Source organism: Mesorhizobium sp. WSM4871 (assembly GCF_055811295.1).
Genome location: NZ_JBVVPU010000001.1, coordinates 550459 through 567379, shown reverse-complemented (window position 1 = coordinate 567379; position 16921 = coordinate 550459). Strand labels below are relative to the sequence as shown.

The window sequence follows — 16921 nt, the reverse complement described above, 5'->3', positions numbered from 1 at the left end:
TGTCAATTGCGTTGCGCGTGCGCCTCCAGGAACCGCTCTGAAATGGTGAACCCCAGTCCGGGTTTCTCGGGGATCGCTATCATACCGTCCTTTGCTTCGACAGTCTCCTCGACCAGGTCGTGGATCATCGGGTTGGCGCCGAGCGAATATTCCACGATGAAGCTCGCCGGAGAGGCGGCGCAGACATGGAGCCCGGCAAAGAAGCAAGGCGCACCGGCCCACAGATGCGGCGCGAAGCGCAGATTGAAGGCGCTGGCGATGGTGCCGATCTTCATCGCCTCGCTGATGCCGCCGCAGAAGGCGGGGTCCGGCTGGAAGATATCGGCCGCCTTGAGCGTGGCGAGGTCGCGGAACGCGTAGCGCGTCGCCTCGCTTTCGCCGGTGGCGATCGGGATGGAGCCGGAGGCCCGCACCTCGGCCATCCCTGGTTTGTCGTCGGCGATGACGGGTTCCTCGAACCAGGCCAGATCGAGATCGCCGGCGAGATGGATGAAGCGTTTGGCTTCCGCCACCGTATAGGTGCCATGCGCATCGACCATCAGGTCGACTGCCGGGCCAAGTGTCTGTCTTGCGGCGCGGACGCGGGCAGCGGAAACGTGCGGAGCGCCGTCCATGGCGCCGACCCGCATCTTCAGCGCCTTGAAGCCGCCCTTGGCGATGTAGGACTTCAATTGGTCGCCGATCGCCTCGCTGGAGGCCCAGCCGCCGGAAGCGTAGGCCGGCATACGGTCAAGCTTGCGGCCGCCAAGCAACCGCCAGACCGGGACCCCGAGCGACTTGCCCAGAATGTCCCACAGTGCGATGTCGACGGCGCTGATGGCGGCGACGCTGACGCCGCGCCGCGCCAGTTGCGGCATGGCGTGGCCGGCACATGCGGCGGTGTCGTGGCGCACGCCGTTGTAGAGCCTCTCCCAGATGACCCCGATGTCGGCCGGATCGCTGCCGATCAGTTGCGGGCCGATTTCGTGGTTCAGCATGTGGACGAGGGCGCCATAGCTGCCGGCGCTACCGGCGGCATTCTTGCCTTCACCCCAGCCGACCAGCCCGTCGTCAGTCTCGATGCGCAGGATGGCGGCGTCGAACGTCGTCACCTGACCGAAGTCGCTGCGATGCTGCTTCGCGGCTTCGATCGGCACGCGGACCCACCAGGCTTGGACCGTCTTAACCCGCATTTCTCGCACTCCATGCGGCCTGCGTCGCACTTTCGGCGCGGCAGATACGGTGTCGGGCGGTGAAGAGCGTATCGAGACATACGGTCGAGCCGCCCGACATCGGAGATGCCCGCCGAAAGGCGACCGGAGAGGGCCGGTTGAAGAAGCCGGCAGGGGGTGTCGCCGCGCTCGCGCGATGGAGCCGCATCGCTCTTCGCACGGCTCCTACCCTGCCGGCTTCTTGAACCGGCGCAGGCCACATGGAGTGCGAGAAAGGCGGGTTAGTGCGCATGTTCATCCCCGGCCCCACCGCCGGCGGGCGGAAGGGCTCATTCCCAATCGGATCGGCTACTTGATCAGCGGCAGCAGCGTTTCGGCGGTGATGCGCATCTGGTCGGTGTAGAATTTCTCCGTCAACACGCTGGAGCCGTGATCCTGGATGAATTTCAGTTGTTCGGGCGAAATGTCGACCGGGTGGCGCTCGACCATGTCGGGATAGGGTGCGGCTGGCGTGCGGTCGACAGGGGCGACGAACTCATTGGTCAGCGCGCCGTCATAGCCGACCTCCTTCAGCGTCGCGACGATCTTCGGCCAGTCGATCTGGCCGAGGCCGGCGGCGAAGCGGTTATTGTCGGCGACGTGGAAGTCGAACAGGCGTTTTCCCACCTTACGGATGGCGTCATAGACGTTAAATTCTTCCATGTGGATGTGGTAGGCGTCGAGGCAGACGCCGCATTCCGGGCTGACAGCATCGGCCAGCGCCAGCGCCTGGGCGCCGCGATTGAACAGATAAGTCTCGAAGCGGTTGAGCGGCTCGACCGCGATCTTGACACCGACCTTCTTGGCATGGGTGAAGCATTCCCTGGTGGCGTCGACCACCCATTTCCACTCTTCCTCCTCGGTGCCGTCCGGCACCACCTTGCCGACGGTCGCGGGAACCAGCGTGATGATCTCGCCATCGAGTTCGCTGACCATCGTCAGCACGTCCTTGACATATTGCACCGAGCGTTCGCGCTGGCCCTGGTCCTTGGCGGCGAGGTTGCGCTCGCCCAGCATCAGCGTCACCGCCCCCCAGCAGCGAATGCCGTGCTCCTTCAGAAGCGCACGCGTTTCCTTGGTCTTGTACTGTTCGGGTTCGCCGGAAATCTCGATCGACTCGTAGCCGAATTTCTTGATGCGCTTGAGCGTCGTCTCCAGCGGCTCGGCCCGCATCCAGTTGTGTGTCGAAAGATGCATGATCTATCCTTCCCAGAAATCGCCCGTCACGTTTCCCGCGTCCGTCCTCCAGCGAGGTCCGCCGCATGCTTCCTCCCCAGGGGCGCTCCAGTGCTTTTTGACAAACTGGTTCGACCAATTGGGCTGGCTGGCAGGTCTACAGCAAATTCCCCTGGACGGCAAGAAGTCGCACGCTGCAACCCGTTGCGCCGGTTACGTTATTGAATAGATTAATGTATTTTTGCATTTTGTGAGGACTGGCGACGCTTCGGCGGCGGGTCGGGCCGCTTGACCATTCGTCCATATTTGGTAATACCAGAATGGCGACACAAACAAGTGTCTTCGGGAAAACACCAAACGGGCTGGCCCCACTTCCAATCGGCGCTATGCTTGGTAATGCAAACAACGAGGGAGGATGCCGATGCCGTCGACGATGAAGGGTCCAGGCCTGTTTCTTGCGCAGTTCGCGGGCGACGCCGCGCCGTTCAATTCGCTTCCCTCGATCACCAAATGGGCGGCCGGGTTGGGCTACAAGGGCGTGCAGATCCCGACCTGGGACAGCCGGCTGTTCGACCTCGAGAAAGCAGCGTCTTCCCAGGTCTATTGCGACGAGGTGAAGGGCATCTGTGCCGACGCCGGTGTCGAGATCACCGAACTGTCCACGCATTTGCAGGGGCAGTTGGTGGCGGTGCATCCGGCCTATGACGCGCAGTTCGACGGCTTCGCGCCGCCTGCCGTGCACAACAATCCGAAGGCCAGGCAGAAATGGGCGGTCGAGCAGATGCAGTTCGGCGCCAAGGCTTCGAAAAATCTCGGGCTCAAGGCGTCGGTGTCCTTTTGCGGAGCGTTGGCTTTCCCTTACCTTTATCCATGGCCGCAGCGCCCTGCCGGATTGATCGAGGAAGCGTTCGCCGAACTGGGAAAGCGCTGGAAGCCGATCCTCGATGTCTATGAGGACAATGGCGTCGACCTTGGCTACGAGATCCACCCGGGCGAGGACGTGTTCGATGGCGCGACCTTCGAGATGTTCCTCGATGCGGTTGGCGGCCACAAGCGCTGCAACATCAACTACGATCCGTCGCATTTCCTGCTGCAGCAGCTCGACTATCTCGAATTCATCGACATCTATCACGAGCGGATCAAGGCGTTCCACGTCAAGGATGCCGAGTTCAACCCGACCGGCAGGCAAGGCGTCTATTCCGGCTACCAGAGCTGGACCAACCGGGCCGGGCGTTTCCGCTCGCTCGGCGACGGTCAGGTGGATTTCGGCGGCATCTTCTCCAAGCTTGCCCAGTATGACTACGATTCATGGGCGGTGCTGGAATGGGAATGCTGCCTGAAGCATCCCGAGGATGGTGCCGCCGAAGGCGCGCCCTTCATACAGCATCACATCATCAGGGTGACGGAAAAGGCATTCGACGATTTTGCCGGCGGCACGACCGACAAGAAGATGCTGCGCGCCATGATGGGAATTTGAGGCGGCTTTCCCTCCCCCTCGAGGGGAGGGTGGCCCGAAGGGCCGGGTGGGGTCGGTTCATGCCGAGCTCCACGCCCGGCGACCCCACCCGATCCGCTGCGCGGATCGACCTCCCCTCAAGAGGGAGGTAAGCAACGACGAGGGAGAAAAATCATGGTCGGCGCATCGAAGTCGGAAACGGGAGGCGGCCCGATCCGCTATGGCATGGTCGGCGGCGGGCAGGGCGCCTTCATCGGTGCCGTGCACCGGATCGCGGCGCGCATGGACAATGATTTCGTGCTGGTCGCTGGCGCGCTGTCGTCGGATCCGGCGCGTGCCAAGGCATCGGCCGCCGAACTCGGGCTCGACCCGGCACGCAGCTATGGCTCCTTCGCCGAAATGGCCAAGGCCGAGGCCAAACGGCCCGACGGCATCGAGGCGGTGGCCATCGTCACCCCCAACAATGTGCATGTGCCGGCGGCGAAGGCCTTTCTCGAAGCCGGCATCCATGTCATCTGTGACAAGCCGCTGGCCACCACGCTGGCGGAAGCAAAGAAGCTTGCCGCCCTGGTCGAGAAGACCGGCAAGGTGTTCGTGCTCACCCACAATTACACCGCCTATCCAATGGTGCGGCAGGCGCGCGAGATGGTGGCCAAGGGTGTCCTCGGCGACATCCGCATCGTGCAGTCGGAATATCCGCAGGACTGGCTGACCGAGGACCTCGCGGCGACAGGCCAGAAGCAGGCGTCCTGGCGCTCCGACCCGAAGCAGGCCGGTGCGGGTGGCGCGCTGGGCGACATCGGCACGCATGCCTACAATCTGGCGCGCTTCGTCTCCGGGCTGGAGCTCGACGCGCTGTCGGCCGATCTCGATGCCTTCGTGCCGGGGCGACAGCTCGACGACAATGTCAATGTGATGCTGCGCTTCAAACCCGTCGGCAAGACGCATCCGGCCAAGGGCATGTTGTGGGCGAGCCAGGTGGCGCCCGGCCACGAGAACGGGCTGAAATTGCGCATCTACGGTACGAAGGGCGGGCTGGAATGGGTGCAGGCCGACCCGAACTATCTCTGGTACACACCGTTCGGCCAGCCGAAGCAATTGCTCACCCGAAATGGCGCCGGCGCGCTGCCGGTCGCGGGGCGTGTCAGCCGCGTGCCGTCAGGCCATCCGGAAGGCTATCTCGAAGGCTTCGCCAACATCTACCAGGAGGCGGCCCGCGCCATCCGCGCGGCGCGCAGGAAGGGTGGCAAGCCGGCAAAGGATGTCGTCTTCCCGACCATCGAAGATGGCGTCGAAGGCATGGCCTTCATCGAAGCCTGCGTGAAGTCGTCGAAGAAGAATGGGGCGTGGACGAAGCTCTAAAACAACCGAGAACTCAGGGGGAGGGGGCGTCGATGAAAATCGGCATGTGCATGCTCTTGTGGACAACGACCGTTTCGAAGAAACACGAGCCGCTGCTCCGGGACATCAAGGCGACCGGTTTCGACGGCGTCGAGATCCCGATCTTTTCCGGCACGCCGGACGATTACAAAAAGCTCGGCGCGCTGCTTGACCGCATCGGGCTGGAACGCACCGCCGTTTCGGCCATGGGCGATCCGGCGATGAACCTGATCTCGGCCGATGGCTCAACGCGCAAGGCCGGCATCGACTACATGAAATGGGCGATCGACTGCGCTCAGGCGCTTGGCGCGAGCACGTTGAGCGGCCCGCTGCATTCGACATTGGGCGCCTTCTCCGGCAGCGGGCCGACAGCGGCGGAAAAAAAGCGTTCGGTCGCCTCGCAACGCGCCATCGGCGACCATGCCGGCAAGAGGGACGTCACCATCGGGCTAGAGGCGCTCAACCGCTTCGAATGCTACCTGTTCAATACGATGGACGATTTGTCCGAGCATATCGACGCCATTGACCGGTCGCACATCAAGGCGATGTACGACACCTTCCACGCCAATATCGAGGAGGCCGATCCGATCGGCGCCTATAGGCGGAACCGGAAAAACATCGTCCACATCCACATTTCAGAGAATGATCGCGGTGTGCCGGGCCGAGGCAATATTCCGTGGCAAGAGACGTTTTCGGCCATCCGCAAGAGCGGCTATGATGACTGGTTGACGATCGAGGCCTTTGGCCGCTCGCTCAAGGATCTGGCAGCGGCCACCAAGGTGTGGCGCGATTTTTCGGAAAGCCCGGAGGCTGTCTACCGCGACGGCTACAAGCACATCAAGAACGGCTGGAAGAAGGCAGGCGCCTAGGGCGGCGCAAGCTTCCTCTCAGGCGATCTGAGCTGCCGGCAGCACGTGAGCGCGCCGCTCGTCATTGCCGTTTGCGGAGCCCCCCATCAGCTTGCGGCGGAGATAGCTGGAGATGTTGTCGAAGACAAAAACCACGACCAGGATCAGCAGAACCATATAGAATACATTGGCCCAATTGGTGTTGGTGCGCATGGCCTCCCACAATTTCAGGCCGATGCCACCGGCGCCGACGGCTCCTATGATCGTCGCTGACCGCGTGTTCGATTCCCAGAAATAGAGGGATTGGCTAAGGAATACCGGCAGAACCTGGGGCAGCACGCCGTAGCGCTGCACCATTGCCGGCGCGGCGCCAACCGAACGGATGCCCTCGCGCTGCTTGTCGTCGATGTTTTCCAGCGCCTCGGAATAGAGTTTGCCCAGGGTTCCGGTGTCGGTGAAGAAGATCGCCGACATGCCGGCCAGCGGCCCCGGACCGAAGCCGCGCGTAAAGAACAGCGCCCAGATCAGCATGTCGACAGACCGCAGGAAATCGAAGAAGCGCTTTGTCAGCTGATTGGCTATCCGGCTCGGCGTGACGTTGCGTGCTGCCAGGAAGGCGAGCGGAAAGGCGACGATCGAGGCCAGAACCGTGCCGACAAAAGCCATGACGATGGTCTGCAAAAGTTTCAGCCAGACGTCGCCGTGCTGCCACTCGGCATTGTTGAGGATGTTGTCCCAGGCGAGCGCTGCGTTTGAGCGCGACGGGTCGATGCGTGCCCCGGAAACGATCAGTGAAGCGACCTCACCGATCGGCTTTCCCCAGAATGGCGAATTCGTGTCGAACACGAAATTGGCCCAGCCGAAGAAACGTCTCCAGGCGATCACTTCGTCATTTTGCACCTCGGCGCGACCGAGAAAGCCGAACGAAACATAGGCTGTCGAGCCTGGCCTGCGTTGCTCGATCCAGTCAGGCAGCGGTGTGCGCGGTGTCACAGAACTGTTCTTGGCGATGTCGAAGGTGACGCTTTCGGCGCCGCGCGTCACGGTGACAAGGTTTGGCATGATGGCGATCTGCCCATTGCCAAGGGTGACGGTCGCCGCCACGACGGCGTTTTCGCGCATCGTTTTAGGAGCAGCCGGAACCGATTGCCCTGGCGCGGCGGCCGGGCTCTCGGCGGTTGGGGCGCCAGGCGCCATAAACGAATCCTGCGACGACTTGTTGGTCGTGATCGCCGGCGCTGCTGCTGCGTCGACCCGCCGTTCGATCACGGCCATCTGCTTGGTCACCCAGTCGGGGTTTGGATTGGATCCCAGCTTGGAGAAGCGGGAGTAGTTGATCGTCAGGTGGTTGTCCTTGAACTCGATGTCGGGCCGGATTTCGTAGGATACCCAGTCAGCGAGATAGGCGCCGGCAAGGTTCCAGTTCGCTTTTTCGAGAACGGCGCCGACCGAGAAAAACCACGCGCAATAGAAGGTGTAGAGAATGCAGAGAAGGATGCCGATCGGGGTGGCATAACGCTTCCACAGGGATGGCCGGAACGCATCTGGATGGCGAGCGGCGATGTCGTTGATGGCGTCGGCGTTCATGGCGTTACTCTCCGCGCCCGTATGCGAACGCCTGCCGGCCGACAAGACGGTGTCTCAGCCAGGCGGAAAACTGGTCGACGGCGACAATCGTGCAGAACAGCAGAAAGACGATGGCAATGGTCTTGGCCTCATGGCCCTGGCCGATCGAAAGACGCAGGGATTCGCCGATGCCGCCGGCGCCGACGGCGCCGAGAATGGTCGAAGCGCGCACATTGATCTCGAAGCGGAGCAGGAAATAGCTCATGAAGTTGGGCAAAACCTGAGGCACGATGCCGAACCATACCCGTTCGACCCAGTTGGCGCCGACGGCCCGCAAGCCTTCTTCAGGCTTCATGTCGGCATTCTCGACCACTTCGAAGAACATTTTTCCAAGTGCGCCGACAGTGTGGATGCTGACCGCGAGGATCGCCGGAATGGGTCCAAGCGAGAAGATCGCCAGGAAGAAGCCGGCGATGACGATTTCGGGAAAGGCGCGGACAATTTCAAGGAAGCGGCGCGTGGTGAAACGGAGCCAGCGGCTGGTCGTGATGTTGCCTGCCGCCAGGAAGCAGAGCAGGAAACCGAATGTGGAGCCCACCAGCGTCGAAAACAGGGCAATGTTCAGCGTCTCGATCATCCGGTGGAAATACTCCGGAATGTAGATGCTTTGGGTCAGGTAGACCCGGCCTTCGGGGTAGTCGAATTTGAGGCTGCCATCATCATAGGGGGACGGCAGGTCGAACAGCGCGCGCACCGGGTCGAACCAGTCGCGCGGCTTCAACTCGGTGAAAAAATCGGCGACGTGGGGAAGGCGGTCGAAGAATTTTCCGGCGTTGGTCTCGTTGGCGAACCAGAGCGAGCCGGAGAGCGCAAGAAGCAGGAAAACCAGACCGCCGATCGTGTAAAGGCGCCGGCGGGCGGCGAGGTCGCGCCAGTGCCGCTCGACTGTGGCCCCCTCCGGTGAAAGCGCAGGCGCGCGGTAAACATCGGTCGCACTCATCGATAGATCCCCGGCCCTGATGCGGCAACGCCGCCGGCGGCACATGGCCCCGGCGGCGTTGTGGCAGTTTGCTTACGAGCCGATCTTCGCCTTACGGGCGTCAATGATCGGCTGATAGAACGCCGGCGTAACCGGCGAATAGCCCTTGTAATCGCCACCTTGTACAGCCGAGAAACAGGCCGGATCGGTTTGCGGAAGCTTGGTCAGGAAATCGGTGATCTTCTGCTTGGCGCCGGCATCGATCGACGTACGCACGACCAGCGGGCCGTTCGGGATCAGCGGCGACTGCCACAATTCGACGAGATCGTCCATCTTGAGGACGCCCTTGTCGACCATCTTGCGCAGATTGCCCGAGCTGTAGCCGTCCTTGAAGTCGCCGACGCCGGAAGCCCAGGTGGTGCCGGCATCGAAGGTGCCTTTCAGCACTTCAAGGACGAGCTGTTCATGGCCGCCGCCGAAACCGGTCGAGGCGAAGTAGCTTTTCACATCCATGCCGATGTCCTTGGGCAGTGAAGTGACCGGGACCAGATAACCCGAAGTCGAATCCGGATCGGCGAAACCGAGCTTCTTGCCCTTCATGTCGGCGAGCGTCTTGATGCCGGAATCCGCACGGGCGACCATGACCGAGTGGTAGCCGGTCGAACCGTCGGTCTGGACCGTCGTCAGGATCGGTTCAACCGCGTCCTTGTTTTCAAGATAAACCTTGGCGTAGGCGGAAGCGCCCAGTTCGGCATAGTCAAGCGTGCCGCCGAGCAGGCCCTGGATGACGCCGTCATAGTCGGCGGCCGGGAACAGCGAAACCTTCTCGACGCCGAGGACTTCCTTGATGTGGTCGGCGAAGCACTGGTAGTTGCGCAGACGGTCGGCTTCGTTCTCGCCGCCCAGAATGCCGATGCGGAACTCCTTCAGATCCTGTGCCTGGACCGCGCCCATCGCCATGGCGAGGATGGAAACGGCACCGAGAAGTATCTTTCTAAACATTTCGCGTCTCTCCTGTTGGTTCCGGCATCGCGCCGGCAGCGTTCGAATTTTGACAGCGCCCTTGACGCGGGCTGGCGATCCAGGCGCTCTTTTGCCTGTCCATGATCTTTTTCGTATACCGGTATCCACTGGTTGGGATCATGGAGCTAGTAGCCAGGAAATGCGGGCTCGAGCGGTCCGGCGGATGCGGCGATTTTTGGCTTGATGGTGACGCTGGTCGAGGTGATGGCCTCGGAGATTTCGCCGCCATTGCTGTCGGCGCCGTAGACCATGCGCACGGCCTCGCGGTTGAGGTCTTCGGGCGGGCCGTCGAACACGACCTTGCCGGCGGCCATGCCGATGATGCGGTTGCAATAGGTGCGCGCGGTATCCAGCGTGTGCAGATTGGTGACGACGGTGAGGCCCTCGCGCAGATTGATATCCTGCAGCGAATCCATAACCACCTTGGCGTTGAGCGGGTCGAGCGAGGCGATCGGCTCGTCGGCGAGGATCACCTTGGGCTGCTGCATCATGGCGCGGGCGATGGCGACACGCTGCTGCTGGCCGCCGGACAAGGTGCCGGCCGGCTGCAACGCCGTGCGGGCAATGTCGAGGCGCTCGAGCGCCGCGATCGCCTCGGCCCGTTCCTCGCGGGAGAAGACGCCGAGCAGATTGACAAGGGTCGATCGATGATTGAGCCGGCCGAGCAGCACATTGGTCAGCACGTCGAGGCGCGGCACCAGGTTGAACTGCTGGAAGATCATGGCGCAGTCACGCTGCCAGCGCCGGAGCGGCGAGCCGCGCAGCCGCGAAACTTCGGCACCGTCAAAAAAAATCGACCCTTGGCTCGGATCGATGAGGCGGTTGATCATGCGCAAAAGGGTCGATTTGCCGGCGCCGGAGCGACCGATGATCCCGACCATCTGTCCGTGCGGGATCGAGATGTCGACATTGCTGACAGCAGTGTTCTTGCCAAACCGGCGTGTGACGCCGCGAATTTCGAGCGTTGCTGACATTTCTTGCGTTGCCGACATGGGGTAAGCTCCAGTCCAATCGCGGTTGAAGGTCTGTTAACCCTCGCTAGCGCAACGGCATGAACCTGCGGTGTCGGATTGATGTCAGTTTTGTTACCGCCCACAGGCGCGTCGAGCGGGAGGGCGAGTTGACCCAAACCCTGCCGTCTGGGCGGCACGCAAGGGATCAGCCGAGCACCAGCAACTCCTCGAAATGCTCCATGTCCCTGAAGCTGCAAAAGGCGGGTGGCCGCAGCTCGATCACCGGAGCCTGCCGGGCAAACAGCGAGAGGCAATCGTCGAACAGATCTTGCCATCCGGACGCTTTTTCGTCCGCCAGGCGCCGGATCTGGTAGGCGAAAGTGATATGGAAGACATAAGCATGGTGGTCGGGATGCCGGTATCCGAACGGCACTGCCAAGGCATCGCGCCATTCGCGCATGATACGCACGTCCTCATCGGTCGCGCCGGCGACGGTCAACCCGGTCGGCACGACATCGGTCACTTTGACCTTGAAGGCACCGCGACCTTCGAAGCCGTTCAGGCGTTCCCGATAGAGGCGGGTCATGTCGTCGATGCTGGTGTCGAGCGGCACATCCTGAGGCCAATAGGGAAGTCTGCGCCGATATTCGATGATGCCCTGGAACAGGGTCATGTGCAGGCTGGAGACCGGCGTGAAGGCCAACCGGTCGGCATCGGGCATGGCGCGCATCCGCTCACGCACGTCGACCACCACTGCCTCGGACGGCGAGCCGCTGACGAGATGGCAGACGACGGTGTTGCCGGGCTCGTTGAGAAAATTACCAGAGGTGTCGTAGCGCCTGCCGAGATGCACCGGAGGGGTCGGGTTGGTGCCTTCGAAAAATCCGGCGAGCGAGGATCTTGGCTTGTCGAGCATGGCGATCTCCTTGGGGAGACAGCGTCCTGTCCGAGTCATGTGTCAGGGGTGTGAATGGTGAATGGTGAATGGTGAATGGTGAATGGTGAATGGTGAATGGTGAATGGTGAATGGTGAATGGTGAATGGTGACAAGAAAGGCTTCATGAGCCTCGAACTCTATCGTTAGCCATTCACCATTCACTAATTGCCATATTTCTCCAGAAAGGCTTCCGCCTCCAGCGCGCGAAAATCGTCGAGCGCGGCGCGCAGCCTTGCGTGATCCCAGTCCCACCAGGCCAGCGCCTGATAGCGTTCCGCTGTGCGGCGGTCGAAGCGTTCGCGGATCGGTCTGGCCGGCACGCCACCGACGATCGTGTACGGGGCGACATCCCTGGACACGACAGCGCCGGCGCCGACCGCCGCGCCGTCGCCGACGGTGACGCCGGGCAGGATGGTCGAGCCGTGGCCAAGCCAGGTGTCGTGGCCGATGGTGACGCGTTTGGTGCGACGTTGGGCAAAGAACTCACCCTCGTGCTCGGCGTCGTCCCAATAGTCCGAGGCGCGGTAGGTGAAATGATGCAGCGTCGGCCGCCAGGTCGGATGATTGGTGGCGTTGATGCGCACGCTGGCGGCGATGTTGGAAAACTTGCCGATCGTCGCGCACCAGACGGCGCAGTCCTGCATCATGTAGGAATAGTCGCCGAGCGTGCTTTCCGAAACCCGGCTGCGATCGGCGATCTCGGTCCAGCGGCCGAGCGTCGAATTCTCGACTTGCGCCGTCTCATGGACCAGCGGCGCTTCCGACAACTTCTTGCTCATGCGGCGATTTTCCCGGCTGCGAAGGCGGTCACATCGATGATGCGGTCGGCCACCGCCTCGCGCACGTCGTGATCGTGGAAGATGCCGAGCAAGGCGATGCCGGCGGCCTTCTTGGCGGCGATGAGTTCGATCACCACGTCGCGGTTCCTGGCGTCGAGCGAAGCGGTCGGCTCGTCGAGCAGCAGGATCGGGTGCTCGGTGATGAAGCCGCGCGCGATGTTGACGCGCTGCTGCTCGCCGCCGGAAAACGTTGCCGGCGGCAGCGCCCAGAGCTTTTCCGGCAGGTTGAGCTCAGCCAGCAGAGAACGAGATTTCTCCCGCGCGATCTCGCGTTCCTCGCCGCGCTCGACCAGCGGCTCGGCGACGACGTCGAGTGCTGAAACGCGCGGTACGGTGCGCAGGAACTGGCTGACATAGCCGATGGTTTGCCGGCGCACGGCAAGCACCGTGCGCGGGCTGGCTGTCGCGAGATCGATGAGACCGCCATCATGCTGGACGATGATCTGTCCTTCGTCGACGGCATAGTTGCCGTAGAGCATCTTCAGGATCGAGCTCTTGCCGGCGCCGGAAGGACCGCCGAGCACGGCGCATTCTCCGGCCTGGATCGAGAACGAGACGCCGGCGACAACAGGTAGCCTGATGCCGTCGCGCAGATGCATGGTGAAGCTCTTGGCGACGTCGGAGACGACGAGCGGGGTTGCCATGGTCACACCTGCAATATCGAGGAAACAAGGAGCTGGGTGTAGGGTGCGCGCGGATCGTCGAGCACGCGGTCGGTGAGGCCGCTTTCGACGACGCGGCCGTCCTTCATCACCATCATGCGCTGCGACAGGAGCCGCGCCACCGCAAGGTCGTGGGTGACGACGATCGCGGCGAGGCCGAGGTCGGTGACCAGGCCGCGCAACAGGTCGAGCAGGCGCGCCTGCACCGAGACGTCGAGGCCGCCGGTCGGCTCGTCCATGAACACCAGCCGAGGCCCGGTGACGAGGTTGCGGGCGATCTGCAGGCGCTGGCGCATGCCGCCGGAAAAGGCGCGCGGCTCGTCGTCGATGCGATCCTCGTCGATCTCGACGCGCGACAGCCAGTCGACGGCCGTGGCGCGGATCCTGCCATAGTGGCGGTCGCCGACCGCCATCAGCCGCTCGCCGACATTGGCGCCGGCCGACACCGTCATGCGCAGCCCGTCAGCCGGGTTCTGATGGACGAAGCCCCAGTCGGTGCGCATCAGGAAGCGGCGTTCCGCCTCGCTCATGCGGTAGAGCTCGCGGAACTGGCCATCGCGCATGCGGTAGCTGGCAGTGCCGGAACTGGGCAGCAGCCGGGTCGACAGGCAGTTGAGCAGCGTCGTCTTGCCCGAACCGGATTCGCCGACGACAGCCAGCACCTCACCGGGCCACAGGTCGAAGGTGACGTTCTCGCAGCCGACGCGCGAGCCATAGAATTTGGACAGCGCCGAGACGCGCAGCAGCGGTTCGTCGGTCATCGCGCCGGCTCCACTTTTTCTGGGGCAAGAGGGGTCGCGGGTGCGAGATGGCCGCGATGGCCCTGTTCGCGGCGCTTCTCGCAATGATCGGTGTCGGAGCAGACGAACATGTGGCCGCCATGGTCGTCGAGGATAACCTCGTCGAGATAGACATTCTCGGCCGCGCACAGCGCGCAGGGCTGGTCGAAGGTCTGCACCTCGAAGGGATGATCCTCGAAGTCGAGGCTGACCACTTCGGTGAACGGCGGCAGTGCATAGATGCGCTTCTCGCGGCCGGCGCCGAACAGTTGCAAAGCCGGCGAATTGTGCATCTTCGGATTGTCGAATTTCGGCGTCGGCGACGGGTCCATCACATAGCGGCCTTCGACCTTGACCGGATAGGCGTAGGTGGTGGCGATGCGGCCGTGCCTGGCGATGTCCTCGTAGAGCTTCACATGCATGAGGCCGTATTCCTCCAGCGCATGCATCTTGCGCGTTTCGGTTTCACGCGGTTCGAGGAAGCGCAAAGGTTCGGGGATCGGCACCTGGTAGACCAGCACCTGGCCGGCCGCCAGCGGATGCTCGGGAATGCGGTGGCGGGTCTGGATGATGGTCGCCTTAGCCGTCTCGGTGGTGACGGCGACATTGGCGACCTTCTTGAAGAAGGCGCGGATCGAAACGGCATTGGTGGTGTCGTCGGCGCCCTGGTCGATGACCTTGAGCACATCATCCGGGCCGATGATCGAGGCGGTAACCTGCACGCCGCCAGTGCCCCAGCCATAGGGCATCGGCATTTCGCGCGAAGCGAACGGCACTTGATAGCCGGGGATGGCGATACCCTTGAGGATCGCGCGGCGGATCATGCGCTTGGTCTGCTCGTCGAGATAGGCGAAGTTGTAGGTGGCGATGTCGGTTGGTTGTGCGGTCATTCCGCGGCCTCCCTCTTTTCCTCGGCCTTGCCGGCATTCTCGCGGGCATCGTGCTCGGCGCGCATGCGGCGCACGAGGTCGAGTTCGGCCTGGAAGTCGACATAGTGCGGCAATTTCAGATGCTCGACGAAGCCGGTTGCCTGGACATTGTCGGAATGCGAGATGACGAATTCCTCGTCCTGGGCCGCGGCGACGACATCCTCGCCGAATTCGCTCGCCCGCAAGGCACGGTCGCAGAGCGCCATGGCCATCGCCTTGCGCTCGCTCTGACCGAAGACAAGGCCGTAGCCGCGGGTGAATTGCGGCGGCGCCTTGGCGGAGCCCTTGAACTGGTTGACCATCTGGCACTCGGTGACGCGGATGCTGCCGAGCGGCACGGCGAAGGGCAGTTCCGGTATGTCGAGTTCCAGTTCGACCTCGCCGATGCGGACCTCGCCGACGAAGGGATGGTTGCGGGCATAGCCGCGCTGGGTGGAATAGCCGAGAGCCAGCAGGAAGCCCTCGTCGCCGCGTGACAGCGCCTGCAGGCGGATGTCGCGCGCCATCGGGAATTCCAGCGGTTCGCGGGTGATGTCGCCGGGGACATGGTCCTGCGGCATGTCGCCGTCGGGTTCGATCAGGCCCTCGCGGGCGAGGATCGCGGAGACGCGCGGCATGGCTTCGGCTTCGCTCTCGCGCTGCTGCGGCTCCTCGACATCGCCGCCGGCGGCAAGCTCGGGATCGAGCAGGCGATGCGTGTAGTCGAAGGTCGGGCCGAGAAGCTGACCGCCGGGCAGGTCCTTGTAGGTCGCGGACACGCGCCGCTCGATTAGCATCGCGCCGGTTTCGACCGCCCTGGTGTAGCCGAAGCGGGGCAGCGTGGTGCGATAGGCGCGGACCAGGAAGATCGCCTCGATCATGTCGCCGCGCGCCTGGACGATGGCAAGCGCGGCCAATTCCCTGTCGTAGAGCGAGCCTTCGCTCATCACCCGGTCGACGCCGAGCGCCAGCTGCTCGACGATCTGGTCGAGGCGAAGTGCTGGCACCGAGCGGTCGCCGCGCCGGCGATCGGCGAGCAGGCGATGGGCGTTGGCGATTGCGGCTTCACCGCCCTTTACCGCGACATACATCTCACGCCTCCATCGTCTTGATACGCGTCGTGCGCGGCAGGCAGGCGATGCTGTCGGCGGCGGCCAGGATGATGTCGATGCCACGCGGGAAGCGCTGGTTGTTCTGCTTCCATTGCTCGACGAAATGACGCGGCATCCGCGCCGGCGCGATCGTCGCTGATTTCTCGATGCCGGGGCCTTCAAGCAGCAAAGGCGTGCCCGACGTCAGATCGCTCACCTGCAGGATCAGCGTGGTGGAACGGTCGGGATAATCCTGGGTGCCTTGCGAAAAGCCGTCGAGCGCCATCATCTCGGCCGGCGAAGCGATCAGCGCGAAATGCGCGTCGGCGGGCGTGTTGGCCAGCGGCGCGCCGGCATGAAAACCGAGCCAGGATTTCACCGCCGGGGAAGCCTGCAAAGCCGGGTCGAGCCAGAGCGGCGTGTCGTTGTCGCACAGCGCCAGAGCGACGGCGCCAGCGGTCGCGGACAGTGGCGCCGGCGGATGGGCGAAAGCCGGTAGGGCTTGCACGCTGCCGGGCTGGGCCATGGCGTCCATGACCGCACGGAACACCGTCTGCGCGTTGAACACCGGATCGACGAACCCGCCCTCGATCGCTTGCGCCGTCATATCCATCAGTCTTCTCCGCGCACCATGGTGAAGAAATCGACTTTCGTCGCCGCCGTCTCGGCGCGACGCTGCTCATGCGACTTGACCAGCGCCGCCTGCAAAGGCGCGACCAGTTTGGCCTCGATCGCGTCGCGATGGGCGGGGTCCTGCCACAGCGCGTCAGCGATCGCCGCCAGCCTTGCCTTCTCCCGATCGCGGCCGAGCGCGTAGCAATGGCCGACCTGACCGGAGGCCAGCCGGACGGTGGCGCGGGTGACCGTCGCCTCGCCGACATTGAATGGCGCGCCGCCACCGCCGATGCGGCCACGCACGGTGACCAGGCCGGTTTCGGGACCGCGCAGCAGTTCCGCCTCCGAAGGCAGTCCGGCCTCGTTCCAGAGGCGCACGATGTCGTCGCCGGAGGATTGCGCCAGCGTCACCATGACCGCCTTGCGCTCTGCCTGTTCGCGCGCTTCTTGTCCTCTCATGGCCTGCACTCCGGTTGTGTAAAATTTGTCTATTGATATAGACAACTATACAATTTATAC

The 16921-nt window shown here is 63.2% G+C and carries 17 protein-coding genes; 3 read left to right on the top strand and 14 right to left on the bottom strand.

What is annotated here, in order from left to right; all coding sequences use genetic code 11:
- Nucleotides 1–2: 2 nt before the first annotated feature.
- Both AC0L2H_RS02840 and AC0L2H_RS02835 read right to left on the bottom strand, forming a co-directional pair.
- Entirely contained in the window at nucleotides 3–1172 is a 1170-nt protein-coding gene (locus AC0L2H_RS02840; protein WP_473588756.1) for a mandelate racemase/muconate lactonizing enzyme family protein, read from the bottom strand.
- 327 nt (nucleotides 1173–1499) lie between these two features.
- On the bottom strand, nucleotides 1500–2387 hold the full coding sequence (locus tag AC0L2H_RS02835; RefSeq protein ID WP_107651232.1) for a sugar phosphate isomerase/epimerase family protein: 888 nt from the start codon (nucleotides 2385–2387) through the stop codon (nucleotides 1500–1502).
- 400 nt (nucleotides 2388–2787) lie between these two features.
- Between AC0L2H_RS02835 and AC0L2H_RS02830 the strand changes: the two genes are divergently transcribed.
- The 3 genes from AC0L2H_RS02830 (at nucleotide 2788) to AC0L2H_RS02820 (ending at nucleotide 6071) form a co-directional block, all read left to right on the top strand.
- Complete coding sequence (locus AC0L2H_RS02830; RefSeq protein ID WP_473588755.1) at nucleotides 2788–3843, top strand: sugar phosphate isomerase/epimerase family protein; 1056 nt, start codon at nucleotides 2788–2790, stop codon at nucleotides 3841–3843.
- Between the two features lie 153 nt (nucleotides 3844–3996).
- Nucleotides 3997–5184, top strand: coding sequence for a Gfo/Idh/MocA family protein (locus tag AC0L2H_RS02825; protein ID WP_107651231.1), 1188 nt, complete (start codon nucleotides 3997–3999; stop codon nucleotides 5182–5184).
- 32 nt (nucleotides 5185–5216) lie between these two features.
- A complete protein-coding gene (locus tag AC0L2H_RS02820; RefSeq protein WP_473588754.1) occupies nucleotides 5217–6071 on the top strand; it encodes a sugar phosphate isomerase/epimerase family protein in 855 nt (284 codons plus the stop codon).
- An 18-nt stretch (nucleotides 6072–6089) separates the two neighbouring features.
- On the opposite strand, the gene phnE (AC0L2H_RS02815) is transcribed toward AC0L2H_RS02820, so the two are convergent.
- The 12 genes from phnE (AC0L2H_RS02815) to phnG all read right to left on the bottom strand — a co-directional run bounded on the left by phnE (AC0L2H_RS02815) (nucleotide 6090) and on the right by phnG (nucleotide 16861).
- Nucleotides 6090–7637: a phosphonate ABC transporter, permease protein PhnE gene (gene phnE, locus AC0L2H_RS02815; RefSeq protein WP_473588753.1), complete on the bottom strand. Its 1548-nt coding sequence runs from the start codon at nucleotides 7635–7637 to the stop codon at nucleotides 6090–6092.
- A 4-nt stretch (nucleotides 7638–7641) separates the two neighbouring features.
- Complete coding sequence (phnE, locus tag AC0L2H_RS02810; protein ID WP_473588752.1) at nucleotides 7642–8616, bottom strand: phosphonate ABC transporter, permease protein PhnE; 975 nt, start codon at nucleotides 8614–8616, stop codon at nucleotides 7642–7644.
- A 72-nt stretch (nucleotides 8617–8688) separates the two neighbouring features.
- Complete coding sequence (phnD, locus tag AC0L2H_RS02805) at nucleotides 8689–9597, bottom strand: phosphonate ABC transporter substrate-binding protein (protein ID WP_473588751.1); 909 nt, start codon at nucleotides 9595–9597, stop codon at nucleotides 8689–8691.
- A 146-nt stretch (nucleotides 9598–9743) separates the two neighbouring features.
- Nucleotides 9744–10610 (bottom strand): phosphonate ABC transporter ATP-binding protein, encoded by an 867-nt coding sequence (gene phnC / locus AC0L2H_RS02800; RefSeq protein ID WP_107651227.1) that lies wholly within the window; start codon nucleotides 10608–10610, stop codon nucleotides 9744–9746.
- A 166-nt stretch (nucleotides 10611–10776) separates the two neighbouring features.
- Nucleotides 10777–11487, bottom strand: a complete 711-nt coding sequence (locus tag AC0L2H_RS02795; protein WP_473588750.1) for a DUF1868 domain-containing protein — start codon at nucleotides 11485–11487, stop codon at nucleotides 10777–10779.
- Between the two features lie 182 nt (nucleotides 11488–11669).
- Complete coding sequence (locus AC0L2H_RS02790) at nucleotides 11670–12287, bottom strand: DapH/DapD/GlmU-related protein (RefSeq protein ID WP_473588749.1); 618 nt, start codon at nucleotides 12285–12287, stop codon at nucleotides 11670–11672.
- Nucleotides 12284–12991, bottom strand: a complete 708-nt coding sequence (phnL, locus tag AC0L2H_RS02785) for a phosphonate C-P lyase system protein PhnL (protein ID WP_473588748.1) — start codon at nucleotides 12989–12991, stop codon at nucleotides 12284–12286. Before phnL ends, AC0L2H_RS02790 begins: the two co-directional genes overlap by 4 nt.
- 2 nt (nucleotides 12992–12993) lie before the next feature.
- Nucleotides 12994–13770: a phosphonate C-P lyase system protein PhnK gene (phnK, locus tag AC0L2H_RS02780; protein WP_140536281.1), complete on the bottom strand. Its 777-nt coding sequence runs from the start codon at nucleotides 13768–13770 to the stop codon at nucleotides 12994–12996.
- Nucleotides 13767–14678, bottom strand: a complete 912-nt coding sequence (locus AC0L2H_RS02775; RefSeq protein ID WP_473588747.1) for an alpha-D-ribose 1-methylphosphonate 5-phosphate C-P-lyase PhnJ — start codon at nucleotides 14676–14678, stop codon at nucleotides 13767–13769. The genes phnK and AC0L2H_RS02775 overlap by 4 nt, the downstream gene beginning before the upstream one ends.
- Nucleotides 14675–15787 (bottom strand): carbon-phosphorus lyase complex subunit, encoded by a 1113-nt coding sequence (locus tag AC0L2H_RS02770; RefSeq protein WP_473588746.1) that lies wholly within the window; start codon nucleotides 15785–15787, stop codon nucleotides 14675–14677. Before AC0L2H_RS02770 ends, AC0L2H_RS02775 begins: the two co-directional genes overlap by 4 nt.
- Nucleotide 15788: 1 nt before the next feature.
- A complete protein-coding gene (gene phnH / locus AC0L2H_RS02765; protein WP_473588745.1) occupies nucleotides 15789–16400 on the bottom strand; it encodes a phosphonate C-P lyase system protein PhnH in 612 nt (203 codons plus the stop codon).
- Nucleotides 16400–16861: a phosphonate C-P lyase system protein PhnG gene (gene phnG / locus AC0L2H_RS02760; protein WP_473588744.1), complete on the bottom strand. Its 462-nt coding sequence runs from the start codon at nucleotides 16859–16861 to the stop codon at nucleotides 16400–16402. The genes phnH and phnG overlap by 1 nt, the downstream gene beginning before the upstream one ends.
- Between the last annotated feature and the right edge of the window lie 60 nt (nucleotides 16862–16921).